The 23620-nt window shown below is 69.6% G+C and carries 24 protein-coding genes; 16 read left to right on the forward strand and 8 right to left on the reverse strand.

The genetic code is table 11. The features are described from left to right. Positions 1-38: 38 nt before the first annotated feature. The 6 genes from C1927_RS20030 to C1927_RS20055 all read left to right on the forward strand — a co-directional run bounded on the left by C1927_RS20030 (position 39) and on the right by C1927_RS20055 (position 7263). Positions 39-1193, forward strand: coding sequence for an SIS domain-containing protein (locus tag C1927_RS20030; RefSeq protein WP_108747609.1), 1155 nt, complete (start codon positions 39-41; stop codon positions 1191-1193). After that, a complete protein-coding gene (locus tag C1927_RS20035; RefSeq protein WP_079224057.1) occupies positions 1186-2124 on the forward strand; it encodes an ROK family protein in 939 nt (312 codons plus the stop codon). Before C1927_RS20030 ends, C1927_RS20035 begins: the two co-directional genes overlap by 8 nt. A 17-nt stretch (positions 2125-2141) precedes the next feature. Further along, positions 2142-3476 carry a D-tagatose-bisphosphate aldolase, class II, non-catalytic subunit gene (locus C1927_RS20040; RefSeq protein WP_108747610.1) on the forward strand — a complete coding sequence of 445 codons (1335 nt, stop codon included), beginning with the start codon at positions 2142-2144 and terminating at the stop codon, positions 3474-3476. Positions 3477-3510: 34 nt separating this feature from the next. Continuing rightward, the gene (locus tag C1927_RS20045; protein ID WP_079225420.1) at positions 3511-4287 is read left to right on the forward strand and encodes a DeoR family transcriptional regulator; all 777 of its coding nucleotides are present in this window, start codon (positions 3511-3513) and stop codon (positions 4285-4287) included. Continuing rightward, positions 4284-5411, forward strand: coding sequence for an N-acetylglucosamine-6-phosphate deacetylase (gene nagA, locus C1927_RS20050; protein ID WP_108747611.1), 1128 nt, complete (start codon positions 4284-4286; stop codon positions 5409-5411). Before C1927_RS20045 ends, nagA begins: the two co-directional genes overlap by 4 nt. 73 nt (positions 5412-5484) lie before the next feature. After that, positions 5485-7263: an MFS transporter gene (locus C1927_RS20055; RefSeq protein ID WP_108747612.1), complete on the forward strand. Its 1779-nt coding sequence runs from the start codon at positions 5485-5487 to the stop codon at positions 7261-7263. Positions 7264-7315: 52 nt separating this feature from the next. On the opposite strand, the gene C1927_RS20060 is transcribed toward C1927_RS20055, so the two are convergent. From C1927_RS20060 to C1927_RS20075, 4 genes are all read right to left on the reverse strand, one after another. Then, positions 7316-7786, reverse strand: coding sequence for a hypothetical protein (locus C1927_RS20060; RefSeq protein ID WP_079224064.1), 471 nt, complete (start codon positions 7784-7786; stop codon positions 7316-7318). Next, positions 7783-8343 carry a DUF308 domain-containing protein gene (locus C1927_RS20065; protein ID WP_108747613.1) on the reverse strand — a complete coding sequence of 187 codons (561 nt, stop codon included), beginning with the start codon at positions 8341-8343 and terminating at the stop codon, positions 7783-7785. Before C1927_RS20065 ends, C1927_RS20060 begins: the two co-directional genes overlap by 4 nt. Positions 8344-8523: 180 nt before the next feature. Next, positions 8524-9213, reverse strand: a complete 690-nt coding sequence (locus C1927_RS20070; protein WP_108747614.1) for a ComF family protein — start codon at positions 9211-9213, stop codon at positions 8524-8526. Between the two features lie 84 nt (positions 9214-9297). After that, positions 9298-10209 (reverse strand): LysR family transcriptional regulator, encoded by a 912-nt coding sequence (locus tag C1927_RS20075; protein WP_108747615.1) that lies wholly within the window; start codon positions 10207-10209, stop codon positions 9298-9300. Positions 10210-10335: 126 nt separating this feature from the next. Here C1927_RS20075 and C1927_RS20080 point away from each other — a divergent pair, with 126 nt between their 5' ends. Beyond that, entirely contained in the window at positions 10336-11085 is a 750-nt protein-coding gene (locus C1927_RS20080; RefSeq protein WP_079224072.1) for a glucose 1-dehydrogenase, read from the forward strand. Positions 11086-11115: 30 nt separating this feature from the next. Here the strand turns inward: C1927_RS20080 and C1927_RS20085 are convergent, their stop codons facing one another. Both C1927_RS20085 and C1927_RS20090 read right to left on the reverse strand, forming a co-directional pair. Next, the gene (locus C1927_RS20085; protein WP_079224074.1) at positions 11116-11466 is read right to left on the reverse strand and encodes a hypothetical protein; all 351 of its coding nucleotides are present in this window, start codon (positions 11464-11466) and stop codon (positions 11116-11118) included. 9 nt (positions 11467-11475) lie between these two features. Continuing rightward, entirely contained in the window at positions 11476-12021 is a 546-nt protein-coding gene (locus C1927_RS20090; protein ID WP_108747616.1) for a CbrC family protein, read from the reverse strand. A 141-nt stretch (positions 12022-12162) separates the two neighbouring features. On the opposite strand from C1927_RS20090, the gene bioB reads away from it, so the two are divergent. The 5 genes from bioB to bioC all read left to right on the forward strand — a co-directional run bounded on the left by bioB (position 12163) and on the right by bioC (position 17014). Next, positions 12163-13206, forward strand: coding sequence for a biotin synthase BioB (gene bioB / locus C1927_RS20095; RefSeq protein ID WP_079224078.1), 1044 nt, complete (start codon positions 12163-12165; stop codon positions 13204-13206). 79 nt (positions 13207-13285) lie between these two features. Beyond that, on the forward strand, positions 13286-14509 hold the full coding sequence (bioF, locus tag C1927_RS20100; RefSeq protein ID WP_108747617.1) for an 8-amino-7-oxononanoate synthase: 1224 nt from the start codon (positions 13286-13288) through the stop codon (positions 14507-14509). Positions 14510-14528: 19 nt separating this feature from the next. Beyond that, positions 14529-15308: a pimeloyl-ACP methyl ester esterase BioH gene (bioH, locus tag C1927_RS20105; protein WP_108747618.1), complete on the forward strand. Its 780-nt coding sequence runs from the start codon at positions 14529-14531 to the stop codon at positions 15306-15308. A gap of 29 nt (positions 15309-15337) precedes the next feature. Beyond that, positions 15338-16117, forward strand: a complete 780-nt coding sequence (locus tag C1927_RS20110) for an SDR family oxidoreductase (RefSeq protein WP_108747619.1) — start codon at positions 15338-15340, stop codon at positions 16115-16117. A gap of 12 nt (positions 16118-16129) precedes the next feature. Next, a complete protein-coding gene (bioC, locus tag C1927_RS20115) occupies positions 16130-17014 on the forward strand; it encodes a malonyl-ACP O-methyltransferase BioC (RefSeq protein WP_108747620.1) in 885 nt (294 codons plus the stop codon). Between the two features lie 196 nt (positions 17015-17210). Here bioC and C1927_RS20120 read toward each other — a convergent pair whose 3' ends face one another. Together C1927_RS20120 and C1927_RS20125 are read right to left on the reverse strand one after the other, a co-directional pair. Next, complete coding sequence (locus C1927_RS20120) at positions 17211-17855, reverse strand: YdcF family protein (RefSeq protein ID WP_174208739.1); 645 nt, start codon at positions 17853-17855, stop codon at positions 17211-17213. Further along, positions 17840-18802, reverse strand: a complete 963-nt coding sequence (locus C1927_RS20125; protein ID WP_079224086.1) for a pyridoxal-phosphate dependent enzyme — start codon at positions 18800-18802, stop codon at positions 17840-17842. The genes C1927_RS20120 and C1927_RS20125 overlap by 16 nt, the downstream gene beginning before the upstream one ends. A gap of 158 nt (positions 18803-18960) precedes the next feature. Here C1927_RS20125 and C1927_RS20130 point away from each other — a divergent pair, with 158 nt between their 5' ends. The 4 genes from C1927_RS20130 (at position 18961) to C1927_RS20145 (ending at position 23583) form a co-directional block, all read left to right on the forward strand. Next, positions 18961-19467 (forward strand): hypothetical protein, encoded by a 507-nt coding sequence (locus C1927_RS20130; protein ID WP_079224088.1) that lies wholly within the window; start codon positions 18961-18963, stop codon positions 19465-19467. Positions 19468-20048: 581 nt separating this feature from the next. Further along, the gene (gene mnmG / locus C1927_RS20135; RefSeq protein ID WP_108747622.1) at positions 20049-21938 is read left to right on the forward strand and encodes a tRNA uridine-5-carboxymethylaminomethyl(34) synthesis enzyme MnmG; all 1890 of its coding nucleotides are present in this window, start codon (positions 20049-20051) and stop codon (positions 21936-21938) included. Positions 21939-22112: 174 nt separating this feature from the next. Further along, positions 22113-22931: a nucleotidyltransferase domain-containing protein gene (locus tag C1927_RS20140; protein WP_108747623.1), complete on the forward strand. Its 819-nt coding sequence runs from the start codon at positions 22113-22115 to the stop codon at positions 22929-22931. A 121-nt stretch (positions 22932-23052) separates the two neighbouring features. Continuing rightward, the gene (locus C1927_RS20145) at positions 23053-23583 is read left to right on the forward strand and encodes a gamma carbonic anhydrase family protein (RefSeq protein ID WP_108747624.1); all 531 of its coding nucleotides are present in this window, start codon (positions 23053-23055) and stop codon (positions 23581-23583) included. The last annotated feature ends 37 nt before the right edge of the window (positions 23584-23620 follow it).

Consider the following 23620-nt stretch of genomic DNA (forward strand, 5'->3'; position numbering starts at 1 on the left):
AAACACTGATGGTGCGCTGGCCCAACTGGAACCTCCGAATGGACGTCACCCTGCTTTCCGATGTGTCCGCCTGGCAGCGCCGGGGCGGAGCCGATACCGCTACCGAAATCGCCCAGCAGCCGGCGCTGTGGGAAGCCCTTGCGCAGGACCTGTCGCGTGCCCGCGACCGCCTGCAGGCCTTCCTCGGCGACAGCCTCAACGATCCCAACCAGCGCGTGCTGTTCACCGGCGCAGGCAGCTCCGGCTTCATCGCCGAAATGGTGGCCGATGCGATCAACGCGCAGTGGCCGGCCGAGGTGCGCGTGGTGCATACCACCAGCCTGCTGACCCACCCGGCGCTGTACCTGCAGCGCGACCGCCCCACGCTGCTGGTGTCGTTTGGCCGCAGCGGCTCCAGCCCGGAAAGCGTGGCTGCGGTCGACCGCGTGCGCGCCGACGTGGCCGACGCCCGTTTCCTCGACATCACCTGCAATGCCGACGGCGAACTGGCCCGCCGTGGTGCCGGCCGCAGCGATACCTTCACCCTGCTGATGCCTTCGGCCAGCTGCGACCGCGCCTTTGCCATGACCAGCAGCCTGACCTGCATGCTGCTGGCCGCGCTGACCATGTTCGACCGCTCGCCGTGGGAGGCGCGCAGCGCACGCCTGAAGCAGATTGCCGCTCTGGGCCGCGAAGGCCTGGCGCAGTGGGATGCGCCGGTGGCGGCACTGGCGCAGCGCCCGTTCAACCGGGTGATCTACCTGGCCAGCGGACCGCTGGAAGCGCTGGCCCGCGAGTGCGCGCTGAAGGTGCTGGAACTGACCGCCGGCCGCGTGCTGGCGCTGGCCAACACCCCGCTGGGTTTCCGCCACGGCCCCAAGTCCACGCTGGACGGCGACACCCTGGTGGTGGTGCTGCGCAGCGTGCAGCCGCTGGCACGCCGCTACGAACAGGACCTGCTGGAAGAACTGCGCCGCGACGGCGTGGCCGGGCAGGTGCTGGCGATCGGCCCGCATGCGGATATCGGCGCGGACGACGAGTACACGCTGACCGTGCCGGCACTGGACGACCCGTGGCTGGCGCCGGTGTGGCTGGGCTTCGCCCAGTTGTTCGCGCTGCAGCGCTCGGCCGCGCTGGGCTTGACCCCGGACAATCCGTTCCCGGACGGCACCGTCAACCGCGTCGTCCAGGGCGTCACCATCCACCATGGCTGAGCTGATCGCCCACGCCTGCTACGGCATCGACATCGGCGGCACCAAGATCGAGCTGGTGGCGTGCGATGCGGCGATGCAGGTCACTTGGCGCCGCCGCGTGGCGACGCCACAGGGCGACTACGCCGGTTTCCTGCAGGCCGTCGTTGCACTGGTGGCCGAGGCCGATGCCACGCTGGGCCGCAGTGACGCCGCCATCGGCATCGCCCTGCCCGGCGTGCGCGACCGCCGCAGCGGCCGCCAGCTCAGCGCGAACGTGCCGGCGCTGACCGGCCAGTGCGTCGCCCACGACCTGCAGGCCCGCCTGCAGCGTCCGCTGCACTTCGGCAATGACCTGCAGTGCTTTGCGTTGTCCGAGGCGCACGGTGGAGCCGCCGATGGCTACCCCAGCATGTTCGGCGCCATCCTCGGCACCGGTGCCGGTGGTGGCTTCTGCCTGCAGGGCCGCCTGCTGACCGGCTTCAACGGCCTGGCTGGCGAATGGGGCCACTGGAGCGTGCCCGGCCACCTGCTGCAGCGCCACGGCCTGCCCCTGCTGGACTGCGGCTGCGGCCTGCAGGGCTGCGTGGAGCGCTACGTGTCCGGCAGCGGCGTGGCGATGATCGAACGCCACCTCGGTGGCAGCGCGCGCGATGCCAGCGCGGTGATCGCCCTGGCCGAGGCCGGCGATGCACGCGCCCGCCAGGCGCTGGACATCCACCGCGACCTGCTCGGCCACAGCCTGGCCGCACTGGTGCTGGCGCTGGACCCGCACGTGATCGTGCTCGGCGGCGGCCTCTCGCAGTACGCGCCGCTGTACCAGCAGTTGCCTTCGGCGGTGGCCGCCCATCTGTTTGCCGGCGCGCAGGTGCCGCCCATCGTGCCGCCGCGCTTCGGCGATGCCGGTGGTGCGCGCGGTGCCGCGCTGCTGGCCTGCCAACCCTCGTTTTCCTGATCGACCGGAGCCTGACCATGTCCCCGCTGCAGACCCTGCTTGCCTCCCACCGCGCCGGTGCCAACGTCGGCCTGTACAGCGTCTGCTGCAGCAACGAACAGGTGCTGCGCGCGGCCATGCACGTGGCGCTGGCGCACGGCACCGTGCTGCTGGTCGAAGCCACGTCCAACCAGGTCGACCAGTTTGGCGGCTACACCGGCATGACCCCGCCGCAGTACCGCGATTACGTCGGCACCCTCGCCGATGAAGAAGGCTTCCCGCGCGAGCGGCTGATCCTCGGTGGCGACCACCTTGGCCCGAACGCCTGGCAGAAGCGCCCGGCCGCCGAAGCCATGACCCATGCGCGCGTGCTGATCGAGGCCTACGTGGCCGCCGGCTTCCACAAGATCCACCTGGACTGCAGCATGTCCTGCGCCGACGACCCGGTGCCGCTGCCCGATGCGATCGTCGCCGCACGTTCGGCCGAGTTGGCCGAGATCGCCGAGCGCACCGCCGCCGAACACGGCCTGCCGCCGCCGGTCTATGTCATCGGCACCGAAGTGCCGGTACCCGGTGGCGAAGCCTCGCTGGCCGGCGGCCTGCAGGTGACCACGCCGGCCGCCGCTGCGCAGACGCTGGCCATCCACCAGCACGCCTTCGATACGCCGCAGCTGCGCGATGCGTGGCAGCGGGTGATCGCGATGGTGGTGCAGCCGGGCGTGGATTTCGACCACAGCAGCGTGCACGAGTACGACCCCGCGGCAGCCGATGCGCTGGCCGATTTCCTCGAACAGCAGCCGCGCATCGTGTTCGAAGCGCATTCCACCGATTACCAGCGCGAAAGCGGCCTGCATGCGCTGGTGCGCGACCACTTCGCCATCCTCAAGGTGGGCCCGGCGGCGACCTTCGCCTACCGCGAGGCGCTGTTCGCGCTGGCCGCCATCGAGGCCGACCTGCTGCCAGCGGCGCAGTGTTCGCGCCTGCCGCTGGTACTGGATGAAGTGATGCAGGCGCAGCCGAAGTACTGGCAGCCCTACTACCAGGGTGACGAAGCCGAACTGCGCTTGTTGCGCCGTTTCTCCTTCAGCGACCGCTGCCGCTACTACTGGGGCGAGCCGGCGCTGCTGCAGGCGGTGCAGACCCTGTTCGCCAACCTGGAACGGCAGGCGCCGCCGCTGGTGCTGCTCAGCCAGTACCTGCCCGAGCAGTACCGCGCCGTGCGCGAAGGCCGCCTGGCCAACACCCCCAGCGCGCTGGTGCAGCACCGCATCGGCCAGTGCCTGGGCGAATACGCCCGCGCCTGCAGCGCCAACCAGGCGGGCACCCGCAAGCAGAACGCAAGTTCGGCTGCCTCCGTTCTTGCGAACGGCTAATCTCTACCTTTCCTGACGAAACCGAGAGATGGCCATGCGCAACACCCGCTCCCGCCGGCAACAGATCCTGCAGCTGCTGATCGAGCATGGCTCGGTGCAGGTGGCCGATCTGGTCGAGCGCTTCGGCGTGTCGGCGGTGACCATCCGTGCCGACCTCACCCACTTCGAGGCGCAGGGCCTGGCCACCCGCACTCACGGCGGTGCCACCCTGGTGCGCACGCCGCCGCAGGAACAGGACATCCACGAGAAGGATGCGCTGAACCTGCCGCTGAAGGAGTCCATTGGCACCGCCGCCGCGCGGCTGGTGCAGGCCGGCGACAACATCATCATCGACTCCGGCTCGACCACGATGACCCTGGCCCGCCACCTGCGCGGCCACCGCGACGTGACGGTGATGACCAACGGCCTGAACATCGCCTGGGAACTGGCCAACGCGCCGGGCATCACCGTGCTCCTCACCGGTGGCCTGCTGCGCCAGCAGTCGCTCTCGCTGCAGGGCAGCCAGGCCGAGGCCAGCCTCAACTCCTACAGCTTCGACACCCTGTTCCTGGGCGTGGACGGCCTGGACCTGCAGTTCGGCCTGACCACCCACGACGAAGCCGAAGCCCGCCTCAACCACCGCATGGTCGAGCGCGCGCGCCGCATCGTGGTGCTCACCGACGCCTCCAAGTTCGGCCGCGTCAGCCTGCACCGCATCGCGCTCCTGGATCAGATCCACGCCATCATCACCGATGCCGGCATCGACGATGCCACCCGCGAGGGGCTGCAGCGGCTGGGCATCGAAGTGATCATCGCCGAGACACCGCCATGACCGACACCCGCTCCCTGCACGGCCGCATCCTCACCCCGCTGGGCTGGCGCCGTGGCCATGTCCAGTTCGATTCGCACGTGCGCCAGCTGCAGGTGGATGACCACAGTGGGGCCGACGATCTGCAGCTGCCGGTGATCCTGCCCGGCTTCATCGACCTGCACGTGCACGGCGCGGCCGGCGTGGACCTGATGCAGGGCGGCGAGGTGGCCCGCACCATCGCCCGCACCCACCTGCGCTTCGGTACCACCACCCTGCTGGCGACCACCATGACCGCCGGCCTGGACGAGATCGAGCATGCGCTCCAGGGCGTTGCCGCCGCGATGGCGGCGCCGGATGCCGAGGCCGCGACCATCGCCGGCGTGCATCTGGAAGGCCCCTTCATCAGCCCGCAGCGGCTGGGCGCGCAGCCCAACCGCACGATCGAGGCAACGCTGGCGCTGGTGCAGCAGCTGCACGCGCTGGCGCCGATCCGGGTGATGACGCTGGCGCCGGAGATCGGCGAGCACACAGCGCTGATTCCCGCGCTGTCGGCGATGGGCATCCGCGTGCAGCTGGGCCACAGCGCCGGCACCTACGAGGAAGGCGTGGCCGCGCTGCAGGCCGGCGCGTCCGGCTTCACCCACCTGTTCAACGGCATGACCGGCGTCGACCACTACCGCCCGGGCATTGCCGCCGCCGCACTGGCGCATGCGCAGTACGCGGAAATCATTCCCGACCTGCAGCACATCCACCCCGGCGTGATCCGCCTGGCCGCGCGCGCGATTCCGCGCCTGTACGCGGTAACCGATGCCACCGCGGCCACCGGCATGCCCGATGGCGAATACGCGCTGGGCGAACAGCGCGTGCACAAGTGCGGCGGCTGCGTGCGCCTGGCCACCGGTTCGCTGGCCGGCAGTGCGCTGACCATGGACCAGGCGCTGCGCAACCTGGTGCAGGTGGGCCTGGACCTGGCCGATGCCTCGCAGCGCGTCTCCACCTTCCCCGCCGCGTACCTCGGCCTGGACGATCGCGGCCGCATCGCGCCCGACGCCCGCGCCGACCTGGTGGTGCTGGACGCCGCACTGCGCCTGCAGCAGGTGGTGGTGGGTGGGCATGTTGTCGATCTGAACGCTGCACACGCCTGATGCACGCCGTGCGGCGCGAACGCCGCATTGAAACGCCGCCGGGCACGGCCCGGCGCTACCTGGGAACCTGTCGATGACCGCACCCACCGCCCCGCGCTGGCCCGTTCGCTACCTGCTCTTCATCGGCGGCCTCGGCGGCCTGCTGTACGGCATCGACATCGGCATCATCGCCGGTGCCCTGCCCTACCTGGAAGCCACCGCCAGCCACGCCTGGCAGCTCAGCAGCCAACAGCTCGGCTTCGTGGTTGCAGCGGTGCTGCTGGGCAGCGTGCTGTCTTCGTTGTTCGCCGGCATGGTGGCCGACCTCATCGGCCGACGCGGCGCGATGCTGCTGGCGGGCCTGCTGTTCACCGCCTCCATCCCGATCATGGCGCTGGCCTCGGGTTACACGCCGCTGCTGCTGGGCCGCCTGCTGCAGGGCATCAGCGGGGGCCTGATCGGCGTGGTGGTGCCGCTGTACCTGGCCGAAGTGCTCAGTCCCGAGCGGCGCGGCCGCGGTGCGGCGATGTTCCAGCTGCTGCTGACCATCGGCCTGGTGCTGGCTGCACTCATCGGCCTGTACCAGGCGCATGCCGTGGATGCCGCCGCTGAGGCCGTGCGCTCGTTGCCGCTGGCACAGCAGGCGCAGGAACTGTTCGTGGTGAAGGACCACGCCTGGCGCACCATCTTCTGGAGTTGCCTGGCACCGGGCCTGCTGTTCTGTGCCGGCATCTTCTGGCTGTCCGAATCACCGCGCTGGCTGGTACGCCGTGGCCGCGTGGACGACGCGCGCCGCAGCCTGCGGCGCGTGCTGCCCGCTGCCGATGTGGAACCCACGCTGGCGCAGATCCAGGCACCGGAAACGCGCAGCAGCGATGGCCGCCGTGATCCGCTGCTGAGCCGCCGCTACGTGGTGCCGTTCCTGCTGGCCTGCGTGGTACTGGCCTGCACCCAGGCCACCGGCATCAATTCGATACTGGCCTACGCGGTCAACATCCTCAACCAGGCCGGCCTGTCCGGCTCGGTGGCCAACGGCGCCGACGTGGCCATCAAGCTGCTCAACGCGGTGATGACCGTCGTCGCCCTGCTGCTGGTCGACCGCAAGGGCCGCCGCTTCCTGCTGATGCTGGGCAGCGGCGGCATCTGCGTGGCCCTGCTGGCCGCGGCCACGCTGTTCTTCCAAGCCGAGCGCGGTCGCGCCGATGTGCAGCCGCAGTTGCAGGCCGCAGTGAGTGTTGACGGCCTGCAGCTGGTGCTGGATGACGCGCAGTGGCAGCGCCTGGCCGCTGGCACCGACAGCGAGCGCCGGCCGATGCAGCTCACCGTGTCGTATGCCTATGGCGATTTCACCAACGTGCGTGCTCTGCGCAGCGACAACCTGGGTGACCGCGAACTGCGCATCGCGCGTGCCGGCACCGTGCAGCCGGACAGCGTCATCGGCGCGTTCTTCCGCCACCTGCACCTGAACCCCTTCGCCGACCCGGCCAGCGCCGCGCAGGCACCGCTGCGCATCGAACAGGCACGCATCGGCCCGGTGCCGCCACCGGCACACGGCTGGGCCGTGGCCGCGTGCATCCTGGTGTTCGTGGCCTTCTTCGCGGTCGGCCCCGGCGTGTGCGTGTGGCTGGCGCTGTCGGAACTGATGCCCAACCGCATCCGCTCCAATGGCATGAGCATCGCCCTGCTCATCAACCAGTTCGTATCCACCACCATTGCCGCCATCTTCCTGCCCACGGTGGGGCACCATGGCTATGCCAGCATGTTCCTGTTCTGGGCCGGCTGCACGTTTGTGTTCTTCCTGGTGGCCGCCCTGTGGCTGCCGGAAACCAAGGGCAAGTCGCTGGAAGAGATCGAAGCACGGTTTGCCAGGTAGCGGTCGACCTTGGTCGACCTCCGCGCGTAGCGCGGGAGTGGCGGCGCGCCGGTCATCTGCCGGTGATGTGCTTTTCCAGCGCCTGCGCTTCGGCAATGCTGGACAGCCCGCTCAGCAGCATTGATTCGCCGAACGGGCCCTGCACCGTTGCCACCATCAGCACGCGGCCATCCACGCTGATGGCCGCACGCTGGCCCACCAGGGCTGCGGTGCCATCGTGGATGCGCTGGTGTGCCTCCGGCCGGTAGCGGATCTGCAGGCCCGGTTGGTTGCCATTGTCCAGCACATAGCGCACATCGGCGATGTCCGCGCTGCCGGCAATCGGCGGTTCACGCAGGGCCAGTGCCTCGCCCTGCCACTCAACCGGCGTGCCCTTGCCCTCCGCATCGACCGCGCTCAGGCGCACGTCCACGCCGGGGCGCGGTGCCTGCTGCCTGCCCACCGGCGCATCAGCAGGTGCGCCCGGCATGCAGGCGGTCAAACCCAGCGCCGCGGCCAGCAGCAACGGAAGCGCGGCCCTCACGCCAGCGTCCTCAGTTTCAGTGCCACGACAATCTGCAGCAGCCCGTACAGCAGGCTGCCGATCCCCATCCAGAGGGTGGTCACCGCCACCCCGGCCAGCGGGTTGGCCGCAAACAGCAGGCCGAGCACGATGGCCAGCACGCCGCTGAGGATCAGCACCCACTCGCCCCGGATATGCCTGCGCACGCGCACGGCGAACACGATGCGGTAGATGCCCGCCACCAGCAGCCAGGCGGCAAGCAGCAGCACCAGCACGCTGGCGGTGGCCAGCGGATTGATCACCGCCAGCGTGCCGAAGCCCAGCGAGGCCACCACGTACAGCAGCAGCCAGCCCCGCGGCGCGCCGCTGCCGCCGCTGATCAACGCAATCAGGCTGATGACCCCTTCGACGATGGCCATCAGGCCCAGTGCCCAGGCCAGCGCGGTGGCTGCGGCCATCGGCCAGCCGATTGCGGTGATGCCAAAGCCCAGCGCGACCACGCCATACAGCAGCAGGATCGACCAGCTGCGGCCGATGGCCGACAACAGCGGCGACGGGGAAGATTCGGGAGACAGCATGACCACTCCTTCGATCAGGTTCCTGGCCCATCCTAGCGCCCGCCCCGTTGATGGCACCATCACGGCACCCGCGGGGCAGTAGGCTGGGTAGAGTCGACCGTTGGTCGACTGTCTTTCGATCCGGATGGTGCCAGTCGACTAACAGTCGACTCTACCGATGTGCATCACAGGCACGGGCACTCACGGCACCCGCGCGCACACCCACACGCGCACTTCGTCGGCGCCAACCAGCCGCAGCGTTTCCGCCACTTCCAGCACGGTACTGCCGGTGGTCATCACATCGTCCACCACGGTCAGGCGCGGTGGCACCGCACCGCGCACGTCGAAGGCGTCGAACAGGTTGTCGCGGCGCTGATCGGCGCTGCGCTCCGACTGCGGCGCAGTGTGCCGGCGCCGGTACAGGCCGCGCCACACCGGCTGGCGCAGCAGCCGGCACAGCTCGCCGGCCTGGTCGTAACCGCGCTGGCGAAGGCGCCGCGGATGCAACGGCACCGGTGCCAAGGGCGGGCACGCCCACGGTGGTGGCAGACGCAGCATCAACTGCGCCAGCAGTCGGCCGGCGGCCAGATCCTGGTGGAATTTGTAGCGGACCAGCAGCTGGTCCACGGGCGGCAGGTACAGCAGGCTGGCATGGGTGGCAGCCTGCGGCGGCGCCTCCTCGCGGCAGGTGCCGCAGACCGGCAGCGCGCTGTCCGGCAGCGGCAGTGCACAGCGCAGGCAGGCGCGGCCGGACCAGGGCATGTCGTCCAGGCAGGCGGCGCACAGATCCAGGCCGTCGTGGCCGGGATCGCCGCAGACCAGGCAGCGCAGCGGCAGCAGCAGGTGCAGGGCGGCTTGCAGGTGATCGGCGAGGAGGTGGGAAAGGCGCATGGCTCAGGGTTGCCGCGTGCGCGCCTCTGCGCCATCAGCAGATGTCCCGTGCCTGCGTCAGCAGACCACGTACCGTGCAGCCCGCTACGCCTCACCCGCCAGCAACGGCGGCAACACCTGCGCCAGCCAGTCGATGAACACCCGCAGGCGCGGCGTCACGTGCCGGTTGTTGGGGTACACCACGTGGAACGGGTACGGCGCCGGCCGCCACGGCTGCAGCACTTCCACCAGTGCCTTGCTGCGCAGCGCCGCGCCGGCCGCATAGCCGAAGGTCTGCACCAGGCCCATGCCTGCAATGGCGGCGGCCAGGTGCGCGTTGCTTTCGTTGATGCCGATGCGATGCTCGGCCTTGATCTCGAACGCACCGTCTTCGCCGCGAAACCGGAACGGCACCGCACGGCCGTTCGACGGCAGCAGGTAGCTGACCAGCCGATGGCCGTTGCGCAGCTCTTCGGGATAGGCGGGAATGCCATGCGCCTTCAGGTAGCGTGGGCTGGCGCAGGTGATCAGGTGCGCATCACCCAGGTGACGGGCCACCAGCGAGGAATCATCCAGCGCGCCGCCGCGGATCACGCAGTCCACGTTCTCGCTGATCAGGTTCACCGCGCGGTCTGAAACGCCCAGTTCGATGCGGATGTCCGGGTAGCGCGCCATGAAGTCAGGCAGCACGGGAATCAGCACATCGCGCGCGGTGGAGCCGCCGATGTCCACGCGCAGCAGGCCGCGGGGTGCGCCGCGTGCAGCGCTGAAGGAGGCGTCGACATCCTCCAGGTCACGCAGCAGGCGGCCGGCCTTCTCGTAGTACGCCTGGCCCTCGGCGGTCACCGCTACGCGCCGCGTGGTCCGCTGCAGCAGGCGCACCCCCAGGTGCGTTTCCAGCTCGCGCACCAGCTTGCTCAACGAGGTGGTGGGCATGTCCAGCGAATCGGCGGCGCGGGTGAAGCTGCCGGCCTCGACGACGCGGGCGAAGGCACGGATGGCATTGAGCTGGTTCATGCGATTGATTATGCACACACATGCATAGTCATTGTCATTGCGCATGATTTATCGAGGGCGCGCCGCCGCCCATCATTCTCCCACCCGCTGCCCCCCCCTCCCCGGCAGCCCTTACAGGAGAACACCATGAGCACTGATTTCAACGGCAAGATCGCCCTCGTCACCGGCGGCACCACCGGCATCGGCCTGGCCACCGCCCAGCACCTGGCCAGCCTCGGCGCCAAGGTCTTCATCACCGGCCGCCGCCAGCCTGAACTGGACGCCGCCGTGGCCGCCATCGGCACCCAGGCCACCGGCATCCGTGCCGATGCCGCGCAGCCCAGCGACCTCGATGCGGTCTACGCGCAGATCGCCCGCCAGGCCGGCCGCCTGGACATCCTGTTCGCCAATGCCGGTGGCGGTGACATGCTGCCGCTGGGCGCCATCACCGAAGAACACTTCGACCGCATCTTCGCCACCAACGTGCGCGGCGTGCTGTTCACCGTGCAGAAGGCGCTGCCGCTGCTGGTCGATGGGGCTTCGGTCATCCTCACCGGCTCCACTGTCTCGATCCAAGGCACGGCCAACTTCAGCGTGTACAGCGCCAGCAAGGCCGCGGTGCGCAACTTCGCCCGCTCGTGGGCGCTGGACCTGAAGGAGCGCCGCATCCGGGTGAACGTGGTCAGCCCCGGCCCGATCCGCACCCCCGGCCTGGGCGACCTGGTGCCCGACGAAGCACGCCAGGGCCTGTTCGATCACCTTGCCGCGCAGGTGCCGCTGGCCCGCCTCGGCGAACCGCAGGAAGTGGCCAATGCCGTGGCCTTCCTTGCCTCGGATGCGGCCAGCTTCGTCAACGGCATCGAGTTCTTTGTCGATGGCGGCATGGCCCAGGTGTGATGCGCGGCCGCGCGTGCGGCCACGGATGAATCAGCGCTGCCGGCTCAGGCCGGCATGCGCTTGTTGATAAAGGATGTGCGTCAGCTCGTACTGGTTGCACCCTCGCGCCGGCAGCGCACCGTCTTCGCCGGGCACACCCATCTCGAATCCCTCTTCCACGTCCTCGTAGTAGAGCCACCCGTCAGCGAGATGGGCGACGACCCAGACCGGTTCGACCGTACCCAGGCGATGCAACGGCACCGCATGGAACGGCACGCGCTGTGCAGCGAAGGCGGCCTGCTGGTCGCGCGTGCAGCGGGCCAGCTGGGCAGCAACCAACGCATCGAGTTCGTCGCGGGTGATTGGCTGCCAGCATCCGGCGCGGGCGTCGAAGGGCTCCATCAGTACGCGTCAGTCGCAATCCTGGTAACCACCCACCACGCCACAGTGCCTGCAGCGGAACAGGTAGGCCGTCGGTGATCCATCCTTGTCCAACGCGGCAAGGAAGTGCTGCCACTGCGGCCCGTCGTCCAGCCCGGTGCTGTCCTGGATCGCCACCACCGCATCCTTGCCGTGTGCTTCCAGTTCGGCGCGGCCGGCGCGGCCGATGAACTGCGCGGCATCCCCGCAGTGCGTCCACCACTGTTCCTGCTGCCAGCCGTTGAAGCCGGGGGTGCGCTGCGCGATTTCGTCGATGATGCCCTCGTCGACCTCATCCCACTCGCCGCCACCGCCCACGCCTTCCTCGTCGCTGAAGGTGACACCCAGGCGCTCATGTGCCGAGCCATCGGCAATGCACCACGGGCAGATCTGCTGCGCGTACTCCTCTTCGGCATACACCGGCCCGGTATAGACGTAACCGCGCGCCTGCCCGCAGCAGACACAGGGCGTGTCGGCAGCGACCACGCTGCCGGTGGCGACGGGGTCGGGGTGATAGGTGAAGCGCGGCAGATCCATGGCAGTTCCTTCGCTCGGCGGCCCAGTCTAGCGGCACGCCAGCGCCGGAATGCTGTAAACCTATTTGCATAAATGTAAGTTGACAGTTATTGCCAACCCACCCACACTGCCGCCCTCGCTCCAACTCCCCAGGGTCCCGCCATGGCTTCTGCCATCCGCCACGACTGGCAGCACGATGAACTGCAGGCGCTGTTCGACCTGCCCCTGCCGGAGCTGCTGTTCCGCGCCGCCAGCGTGCATCGCGCGCATTTCGATCCGGCCCAGGTGCAGGTATCCACCCTGCTGTCGGTGAAGACCGGCGGCTGCCCCGAGGACTGCGCCTACTGCCCGCAGGCGCAGCGCTACAGCACCGGTGTAAGCGCGCAGAAACTGATGGACACCGACGCGGTGCTGGCCAAGGCGCGCCAGGCGAAGGCGGCCGGTGCATCGCGCTTCTGCATGGGCGCAGCGTGGCGCTCGCCCAAGGACCGCGACATCCCCAAGGTGGCCGCGATGATCGCCGGGGTGAAGGCACTCGGCCTGGAAACCTGCGCCACGCTCGGCATGCTCACGGGCGAGCAGGCACGCGCATTGAAGGATGCCGGGCTGGACTACTACAACCACAATCTGGACACCGCACCGGATTACTACGATTCGATCATCCACACCCGCCAGTACCAGGACCGCCTGGACACGCTCGGCCACGTGCGCGATGCCGGGTTGAAAACCTGCTGCGGCGGCATCGTCGGCATGGGCGAAACGCGCGCGCAGCGTATCGGCCTGCTGCTGGCGCTGGCCACGCTGCCGGCGCATCCCGATTCGGTGCCGATCAACAAGCTGGTGCAGGTGGCCGGTACCCCGCTGCATGGCAGCGCGGAACTGGACCCGTTCGAGTTCGTGCGCATGATCGCGGTGGCGCGCATTGCGATGCCACGCTCGATGGTGCGGCTGTCGGCGGGTCGCGAGGCGATGAGCGATGAGCTGCAGGCGCTGTGTTTCCTGGCCGGTGCCAACTCGATCTTCTACGGCGAGAAACTGCTGACCACCGGCAACCCGGAAAGCGAGCGCGACCTTGCCCTGTTCGCGCGCCTGGGCCTGCAGCCGATGCCGGTGCAGGTGGATGCCGAAGGCCACGACCACGGCGGCACCGTGCATGCCGATATCAGCGCCGATGGCCCCGGTAGTGGCTGCGCCCACGCCGCGTGACACGCCGCGTGATTGGGGCGTCGAGCAGGCGTGGCGGCAACGCGCTACCCTAGCCGCCCCGTCGTCGCCTGAAGCCAGCATGGCCCGCCCCGACCTGACCGCCCGCCTCCAAGCCCAGCGCGCGTTGCGCGATGCACAAGGCCGTCGCCGCCCGCGGCGCACGGTCACCCGTCGTGATGGCGTGCGCCTGGAAATTGACGGTCGCTGGCTGACCGGGTTCTGCAGCAACGACTATCTGGGCCTGGCCCAGCAGTTCAGCGTGGTCAACGCGCTGCAGGACGCCGCCGCGCGCGATGGCACCGGCGCCGGTGCCTCGCACCTGGTCTGCGGCCATCACGCACTGCACGATGCGCTGGAACGCGAAGTGGCCGATTGGCTTGGCTACCCGCGCGCCCTGCTGTTCGGCAGCGGCTTCGCCGCCAACCTGGCGGTGCAGCAGGCGCTGCTGAGCGAAGAGAACGACGTCTGCGTGCAGGACAAGCTCAACCACGCCAGCCTGCTGGATGCCACGCGCCTGGCCGGTGCGCGCCTGCGCCGCTACCCGCACCTGGACCCGGAAGGCGCGATGCGCCAGCTCAAGCACGCACCCGAGGGTGCGGCGATGCTGGCCACCGACGGTGTCTTCAGCATGGACGGTGATGTTGCACCGCTGCGTGCCTTGTCGCTGGTCGCGCGCCTGCAGCAGGCACTGTTCTACGTGGACGACGCGCATGGCGTGGGCGTGCTCGGCGATGGCCGTGGTGCCGTCGCGACCGCAGGCCTGGGCGTGGACGACGTGCCGCTGCAGCTGGTCACCCTGGGCAAGGCGCTGGGCAGCGCCGGTGCGCTGGTGCTCGGCCGCGAAGACCTGATCGAGCATCTGGCCGAAACCGCACGCCCCTACATCTACACCACGGCCCTGCCGCCGGCCCTGGCAGCCTCGGCACTGGAAGCGGTGCGGCTGGCCCGCCGCGACCATTGGCGCCGGGCCAAGCTGGCCGACCTGATCGCGCTGTTCCGCGGCGAAGCGCGCCGTCTCGGGCTCGACCTGATGGCCTCGGAAACCCCGATCCAGCCGCTGCTGTGTGGCGATGACCACACCGCCGTGGCGATGTCGCAGGCGCTGGAACAAGCCGGCTGGCTGGTCGGTGCCATCCGCCCGCCGACGGTACCCGAAGGCAAGGCGCGGCTGCGCGTCACCCTGTCCGCGCTGCATACGCCCGAGCAGGTGCGCGAGCTGGTCGAAGCGATCGCCGTGGCGCGCGATCGCGTCGCCTCGGCGCCGCACGAACTGTTGCCGCCTGCGCTGCCGGCGCTGGCCTGACACGCGCCCGTCGTACCCCATGCATATCGACGTCACCGGCCACGGGCCGGACCTGGTTCTGATCCATGGCTGGGCCCTGCAGGGCGGCGTGTTCGCGCCGCTGGTGCAGCGCTTGGCCGACCGTTTCACCCTGCACGTGGTCGATCTGCCCGGCCATGGCCACAGCCGCGACGACAGCACCCCGCTGCGCCTGCCGCACGTGGTCAACGCCATTGCCGCCGCCACGCCACCGGCGGTGTGGTGCGGCTGGTCGCTGGGCGGGTTGTTCGCACTGCATGCGGCAGCCACCCTGCCGAAGGTGCGCGGGCTGGCGATGATCGCGGCCACGCCGCGCTTCGTGCGTGGCGAAGACTGGCCGCATGCGGTGGAACCGGCCGTGTTCGAGCAGTTCGGGCGCGACCTGGCCACGGACTTCAGCGGCACGCTGGAACGCTTCCTGGCGCTGGACGTGATGGGCTCGGCGCACGCCCGCGAGGAGCTGCGCACCCTGCGCCAGCGCCTGGTCGAGCGCGGCGCCCCCAGCGAGCGCGCCCTGCTGGAAGGCCTGCGCCTGCTGGAAGGCACCGATCTGCGCGGCGCCCTGCCGGCGCTGGGCAAGCCCAGCCTGTGGATTGCCGGCCAGCGCGACCGCCTGGTGTCCCCCACCGCGATGCAGGCCGCCGCCGCACTGGCGCCGGGCGCGCAGGCACTCACCGTGGCCCACGGCGGCCATGCGCCCTTCCTCGGCCACGCCGACGAGGTGGCCGCCGCCCTGCAACACTTCGTTGCCGGCCTGTCACCGGCCGATGGCGGACAATGAGCGCCTTCCGAACTCCGCAGGGTTGACGCATGGATCTGGGTATTTCCGGCCGCTGGGCACTGGTCTGTGGCGCAAGCAAGGGCCTGGGCCTGGGCTGCGCACGCGCCCTCGTGGCTGAAGGCGTGAACGTGGTGATCGTGGCCCGTGGCGAAACCGCCCTGCAGGCTGCCGCTGAGGAACTGCGTGCCCTGCCCGGTGCCGCCGAAGTGCGTACGGTCGCCGCCGATGTCACCACCGAGGCCGGCCGCACGCAGGCGCTGGCCGCCTGCCCGCAGGTCGACATCCTGGTGACCAATGCCGGTGGCCCGCCGCCGGGCGATTTCCGCACGTTCGAGCGCGACGACTGGATCGCCGCGCTGGATGCCAACATGCTGGCGCCGATCGCGCTGATCCGCGCCACGGTGGACGCGATGATCGCGCGCGGCTTCGGCCGCATCGTCAACATCACCTCGTCCTCGGTGAAGGCACCGATCGACACGCTGGCACTGTCCAACGGCGCGCGCAGCGGCCTCACCGGCTTCGTCGCCGGCCTGGCGCGGCGCACCGTGGGCCACAACGTCACGATCAACAACCTGCTGCCCGGCCAGTTCGACACCGACCGCCTGCGCGCCAACTTCGCCCACGCCGCGGGTGGGGATGGCGATGTGCAGGCCGTGGCCGACCGCCGCCGCCAGCAGATCCCCGCCGGCCGCTTCGGCACGCCGGACGAATTCGGCGCCGCCTGCGCCTTCCTGTGCAGCGCACAGGCCGGTTACCTCACCGGGCAGAACCTGCTGATCGACGGCGGCGCCTACCCCGGTACGTTCTAAGAGACTTCCGCAATGCCGTCCCACTTCGATGCCCGCCACGTCCGCCGCGCGTTTGCCCGCGCCGCCAACAGCTACGACGCCGCCGCTGCCCTGCAGCGCGAGGTGCAGTCGCGGCTGATCGAATCGCTGGACTACCTGGAATCACGCAAGCCCGAGGTGGTGCTGGACATCGGCGCCGGCACCGGCCACGCCAGCGCGCTGATGAAGAAGCGCTGGCCGAAGGCGCAGGTGATCGCGATGGACGTGGCCCTGCCGATGCTGGACCAGGCCAAGCGCCAGGCCGGCTGGTGGAAGCCGTTCCAGCGCCTGTGCGGCGATGCGGCTGCGTTGCCGCTGGCCGATAACAGCGTCGATGTGATCTTCAGCAACCTGTGCCTGCAGTGGCTGGACGACCTGCCGGCGGTGTTCGCCGGTTTCCGTCGCGTGCTCAAGCCCGGTGGCCTGCTGCTGTGCTCCACCTTCGGCCCGGAAACGCTGGTTGAACTCAACGAGGCGTTCGCTGCCGCCGATGACCGTCCGCACGTCAGTCGTTTCGCGCAGATCGCCCAGTTCGGCGATGCGCTGATGATGGCCGGCTTCCGCGACCCGGTGCTGGACCGTGACCTGTTTACCCTGACCTACGACGACCTGCCGGCGCTGATGCGCGAGCTGCGTGCGATGGGCGCGACCAATGCGCGGGTGGACCGCCGCCACACGCTGACCGGGCGCGGCCGTTTTGCCGCCGCTGCAGCGGCGTACGAACCCATGCGGCGTGCCGACGGCAAGCTGCCCAGCAGCTGGGAAGTGATCTATGCCCACGCCTGGGCGCCGGACCCGGGCGCGCCGATCCGCGAAGGCGGGCATGACATCGCCTCGGTGCCGGTGTCGGCCATCCGGATCCGCCGCAAGCAGCCCTGATCGTCGTCTGCGGTCCGCTTGTGGCGATCGCCCGCGGTCCGCTCTGGTAGGTGCCGACCTTGGTCGGCACAATGCCGGCGGCATCGCGATCTGACAGGTTGTGCCGACCAAGGTCGGCACCTACCAAGGGCAGATGTCGACGAGCGCGCGATAGGGGTAGCGCCGGGCCACGCCCGGCGAGCGCAGCGGCAGCCGCTCAGGTATTGGCCGTCGAACTCAACGGCGGGCGCACCAGGTCGCGGTGGAAGAAATAGATTTCCTGCACCAGGAAACGCCAGCTGGTGTGGAAGCTGCGGAAGCGCGTGCTCGGCGTGGACGAGGCCAGCGCATCGATGCCCAGCGCCTGGCTCAGGCGCAGCGCGCGGGCCATGTGCAGCGGGTCGCTGACGATGATGACCGTGTGCAGCTTGCGCTGCTCCATCAGCCGCTTGGCTTCCACCAGGTTCTGCACGGTGTTGCGCGAGGCGGTCTCGATCAGGATGGCGTCGTCGGGCACCCCGTGCTTCAGCGCATAGCGCCGTGCCACCTGCGATTCGGAAAAACGCGCGCCCGTGCCGCCATAGCCACCGGTAAAGATCAGCAACGGCGCATAGCCGGCCTGGTACAGGTCCAGGCCATGGCGGATGCGTTCTTCGAACACCGGTGAAGGCTTGGCATCGTAGGCCGCTGCACCCAGCACGATGATCGCGTCGGCCTTGGCGGCCTGGTCACGCTCACCCACCCAGACGATCCAGGCGGTCACGCCCAGCAGCCACACCAGCACCAGCACGAACAGGCGCCACAGCCAGCCCAGCAGGCCGGTGCGCGGTCGATGACGGCCGCGGCTCACGCCGCCTCCCAGCGCAGCGCTGGCAGATCGACGTTGCCGCCGGACAGCACCAGGCCCACGCGCTGGCCGGCAAACCGCGCCGGCTGGGCCAGCACCGCCGCCAGCACGATGGCCGAGGACGGTTCCACCACCTGCTTCAGCACCTCCCACAACAGGCGCATCGCCGCACGGGTGGCGTCATCGTCCACCACGATCACCTCGGCACCGGCCGCCTGCAGCAGCTGGAAGTTCGGCGCGCCGATCAGGGTGCGCAGGCCATCGCAGAAGGTGTCGGGGGTGAAATCGGTCATCCGCTGGCCGGCAGCCAGCGAACGCGCCGTGTCATCAGCGCCGGCCGGTTCGGCCAGCACCAGGCGGGTCTGCGGGCTGGCGTGCTGCAGGGCCAGGGCAGTTCCGCTGGCCAGGCCACCGCCGCCCACCGGCACCACCAGCACGTCGAACGGGCCGTCGCTGTGCAGCAGCTCCAGTGCCGCGGTGCCCTGCCCGGCCATCACCGCCGGGTTGGCATAGGGATGGACCAGGGTCGCACCGGTATCGGCCTGCACCCGGGCGCAGGTGGCCTCACGGTCGGCGATGGTCGGCGGGCAGCGCCACAGGGTGGCGCCATGGCGGGCGATGTTGGCCAGCTTGGCGGCCACGGCCCCTTCGGGCACCACCACGTGGCACGGGATGCCGCGGGTGCGGGCAGCCAGGGCCAGCGCCGCGCCATGGTTGCCGGAAGAATGGGTGACCACGCCCGCCGCGGCACGCTCGGCGTCCAGCGACCACACCGCGTTGCAGGCCCCGCGGAACTTGAACGCGCCGCCCCGCTGCAGGTGCTCGGCCTTGAACGCCAGTTGTGCCCCGGCCAGCGCATCCAGCGTGTGCGAGCGCAGGACCGGGGTGACGTGGGCATGCGGCGCGATCCGCGCGGCGGCGGCCAGGACATCTTCGGCGCGGGGCAACAGTGGATCGCTCATGACGCAAGATTAACGTATGCCCCGACGCTGGCGGCCACGCACCTTGCCGTGCCAGCATGCTGGCCTTCACCGCCATTCATCCTGGGCCGGCACAGTTAAGGAGCGATTCAATGCCCACGCACGAAGCTGGCCCTACACCCGTCCTTGGGGGGACCCACATGAAAACGCGCCTGTTGCTTGCCGGTGGCCTGTTGCTGGCCCTCACCGGCTGTTCCACCTACGACTATGTCGGCGGTGGCGGCGGTGGCAGTTACTACCACGGTGCCCCGTCGACGGAGTACCGCTATCCGTATGGCTACCCGTCCACCTATGGCTACCCGTATTACGGTGGCTACGGCGGTGGTGGCTACGGCTATGGATACTACGGCAACCCCTATTACTCGCGCCCGATCTACCGGCCGCCGCACCACAACCACCGCCCGCCGCCGCGCCCGGGCAACGGTGGCGAGAACCGTCCGCCGCCGCCGCCGCGCCAGAACAATGGTGGTTCGCCCTGGCGCAACATGGACTCGATGCGTCGCCCGCCGCAGGCTGGCAGGCCGGCCCAGGCGCGTCCGTCCGCGCCGCCCCAGGCTCGTCCGTCTGCACCACCGCAGTCACGTCCGGCACCGGCACCGCGTGCGCCGAGGTCGAACGGTTCGCCGTGGCGAAACATGGAACGATGAACGGTTCCCCGTAGCGAAACATGAATCGTGCGACGCAGCGCACAGTTGGGCCCTGAAACATCTTGCATTTCATCCGGTTCAGGCCGCAATCTACGCCGGTGGTGACGGCCCGCGTCACAAAGTGACGAAAGTGTTAAGGGCCGGTCCCAAACAGCTCTACGTCGATATCCGACAGGAACATCTGGATCCCCCCTGTTCCGGCCCTGTCGGATGTCGGCACCTCTGAAAGCAGACGGCCCCGCAATGCGGGGCCGTTTGTTTTTGGCGTCAGTAGATCCACGCCATGCGTGGATGGGCTTTGCCGGCAAGCCGCCAAAAAAACAGGGCCGGACAGTCCCCCGACTGCCGGCCCCCCGCTTCCCCACCGTGCGCCTGTACCGGCCCCTGTTCCAATTCCGGTCAACGGCGCCTACGGCGCCAGCCACGATGGGTGCTATTGGGTTATCTGCAAAAATCCTGCCAACTTTAGGGCGGATTTCATCCCGTACCCGATCCGGGCCCGTCGCCCCCCTCCGAATGGCGCTAAAATCGCCACCCCGGCGCCGCCCCCGGCCGCGCCCGTCCCTTGTTGACCTGCCCCCATGACCCAGTCCTTCCATCGTTACGACGTCATCGTCATCGGCGGTGGCCACGCCGGCACCGAGGCCGCGCTGGCCGCGGCCCGCACCGGCGTGCGCACCCTGCTGCTGACCCACAACATCGAAACCGTGGGCGCGATGAGCTGCAACCCGGCCATCGGCGGCATCGGCAAGGGCCACCTGGTCAAGGAAATCGACGCCCTGGGCGGCGCGATGGCGCATGCCGCCGACCGGGCCGGCATCCAGTGGCGCACGCTCAACGCCTCCAAGGGCCCGGCCGTGCGCGCCACCCGCTGCCAGGCCGACCGCAACCTGTACCGCATGGCGATCCGCGCCATCGTCGAAGGCCAGGCCAACCTGACCGTGTTCCAGGCTGCCGTCGATGACCTGGTCATCGAAGGCGACGCCGTGCGCGGGGTCATCACCCAGACCGGCCTGCGCTTCGATGCCGACGCCGTGGTGCTGACCGCCGGCACCTTCCTGGCCGGCAAGATCCACGTCGGGCCGACCCAGTACGCCGCGGGCCGCATGGGCGACCCGCCGGCCACCACGCTGGCCGCGCGCCTGCGCGAACGCCCGTTCCAGGTCGACCGCCTGAAGACCGGCACGCCGCCGCGCATCGACGGCCGCTCGCTGGATTACAGCGTGATGGACGAGCAGCCCGGCGACACGCCGCGCCCGGTGATGTCCTTCCTCGGCTCGGTGGACGAGCATCCGCAGCAGGTCAGCTGCTGGATCACCCACACCACCGGACAGACCCACCAGATCATCCGCGACGCGCTGCACCGCTCGCCGCTGTACAGCGGCCAGATCGAGGGCATCGGCCCGCGCTACTGCCCCTCCATCGAGGACAAGGTGGTGCGTTTCGCCGAGAAGGCCAGCCACCAGATCTTCGTCGAGCCTGAAGGCCTGGGCATCGTCGAGATCTACCCCAACGGCATCTCCACCTCGCTGCCGTTCGACGTGCAGCTGGAGATGGTGCGCAGCATCCGCGGTTTCCAGAACGCGCACATCACCCGCCCCGGCTATGCCATCGAGTACGACTTCTTCGACCCGCGCGGCCTGAAGGCCTCGCTGGAAACCAAGCTGGTCAACGGCCTGTTCTTCGCCGGCCAGATCAACGGCACCACCGGCTATGAAGAAGCCGCCGCGCAGGGCCTGCTGGCCGGCCTCAACGCCGCCCGCCAGGTGCGCGGGCTGGACGGCTGGTGCCCGCGCCGCGACGAAGCGTATCTGGGCGTGCTGGTCGATGACCTGATCACCCACGGCACCAATGAGCCGTACCGCATGTTCACCAGCCGCGCCGAGTACCGCCTGCAGCTGCGCGAGGACAACGCCGACCAGCGCCTGACCCCGGCCGGCCGCGCGATGGGCCTGGTGGATGATCGGCGCTGGAGCGCCTTCGAAACCAAGCAGGCCGCCGTCGCCGCCGAGCGCGCACGACTGGGGGCGCTGTGGGCGACGCCGGCCAATGCGCTGGGCCGCGAAGTGCAGGAAACGCTGGGCGTGGCGGTCAGCCGCGAAACCAACGTGCTGGACCTGATCAAGCGCCCGGAGCTGGATTACGCGCAGCTGATGCAGGTGCCGTCGCTGGGCCCGGCCGTGGCCGATGGCAAGGTGGCGGAGCAGGTCGAGATCGGCGTGAAGTACGCCGGCTACCTGGACCGCCAGCGCGACGAGATCGAACGCCAGCAACGCCACGAAGCCACGCCGATCGCCGAAGGCTTCGACTACGCCAGCGTGCGTGGGTTGTCGGCCGAAGTGCTGCAGAAGCTGGAACGCGTACGCCCGCAGACCATCGGCCAGGCACAGCGCATCCCCGGCATGACCCCGGCAGCGATCTCGCTGCTGCTGGTGCACCTGGAACGCGCCCGTCGCGGCCGCGTCGCGTAACGCGCATCAGCGGTAGCGCCGGGCCATGCCCGGCGAGCGCAGCGGCACGCGAACATCCGCCGGGCATGGCCCGGCGCTACCAGCTCTGGTAGGTGTCGACCTTGGTCGACACGCATGCATGGGCCACGCTGTGCGTTACAGTCGAGCAGGCCCGACGCTACGACTCTGCACTGCATGGACGACATCCACCCGATCGCGCCGGACAAGCGCGCCGCCATCCTCGCCACCCTGGCCGACATCGAACGCACGCACGACGTGCGCGTGCTGCTGGCCTGCGAATCCGGCAGCCGCGGCTGGGGGTTTTCCTCGCCCGACAGCGATTACGATGCGCGCTTCATCTACGTGCACCGCCAGCCGTGGTACCTGAGCGTCAACGAGGCCACCGGCCCCGGCGACGCGCAGCGCGATGTGATCGAGCTGCCGATCGATGACGAGCTGGATGTCAGCGGCTGGGACCTGCGCAAGGCGCTGCGGCTGGTGTCCAAGTCCAATCCGACGCTGATCGAGTGGCTGCGCTCGCCGATCATCTACCAGCACGATGCCGACGCCGTGGCCTGCCTGTGGCAGGCTGCCGAGCGCTTCTACTCGCCGCTGGGCACGTGGTGGCACTACTTCAACATGGCGCGCTCCAACCATCGCGGCTACCTGCGCGGCGAAACCGTGCGCACCAAGAAGTACCTGTACGTGCTGCGCCCGCTGCTGGCCTGCCAGTGGATCGAGCAGGAACAAACACCGCCGCCGATGGCCTTCGAGGACCTGCTGGAGCGCCTGCTGCCGCAGGGTGCCGTGCGCGAGGCCATCGATGCGCTGCTGGTGGTCAAGCGTGCCAGTGCCGAAGTCGCCGCCGGCCCGCGCATTGCGGCCATCAGCGATTACATCGACGCCACGCTGGCCGCGCGCGCCGAGGGGCCGCAACTGCCGGCCGGTCACGGTGACGCTGCCTGGCTGGACGGCCTGTTCCGGCAGATGCTGGCGACGCACGCGCCGGCATAGGCGTAGCGCCGGGCCATGCCCGGCGAGCGCGGCGGCACGCGAACATCCGCCGGGCATGGCCCGGCGCTACCGATGGATTGGCCGCGTATCATCGTCGCAATCGCCCCACCTGGAGACACCGATGAACCCCCTGCGCCCTTTCCGCGACAAGATGCCCGTCCTCGGCGAGCGCGTGTACGTCGACCCGGCCTGCACCCTCATCGGTGACGTGGAACTGGCCGACGATGTCTCCATCTGGCCGGGCACCGTCATCCGCGGCGACGTCAATTTCGTCCGCATCGGCGCGCGCACCAACGTGCAGGACGGCACCATCATCCACGTCAGCCACCACAGCCCGTACAACAAGGCCGGCTACCCGACCCTGATCGGCGAAGGCGTGACCATCGGCCACGGCTGCATCATCCACGCCTGCACCATTGGCGATTACAGCCTCATCGGCATGGGCGCGTGCATCCTCGACGGCGCGTGTGTCGAGCGCCATGCCTTCGTCGGCGCCGGTGCGGTGGTCGGCCCGGGCAAGGTGGTCGGCGAGGGCGAGCTGTGGGTGGGCAACCCGGCGCGTCCGGCACGCACGCTCAGCGACAAGGAAATCGAGTCGCTGCATTACTCGGCCGACCATTACGTGCGGTTGAAGGACGAATACCTGGGCTGAGGCGCTTCGCCGGCCACGGCGCTCTGCTAAAGTCGGA

The sequence above is a fragment of the Stenotrophomonas sp. ZAC14D1_NAIMI4_1 genome (genome assembly GCF_003086775.1).
Classification (GTDB): domain Bacteria; phylum Pseudomonadota; class Gammaproteobacteria; order Xanthomonadales; family Xanthomonadaceae; genus Stenotrophomonas.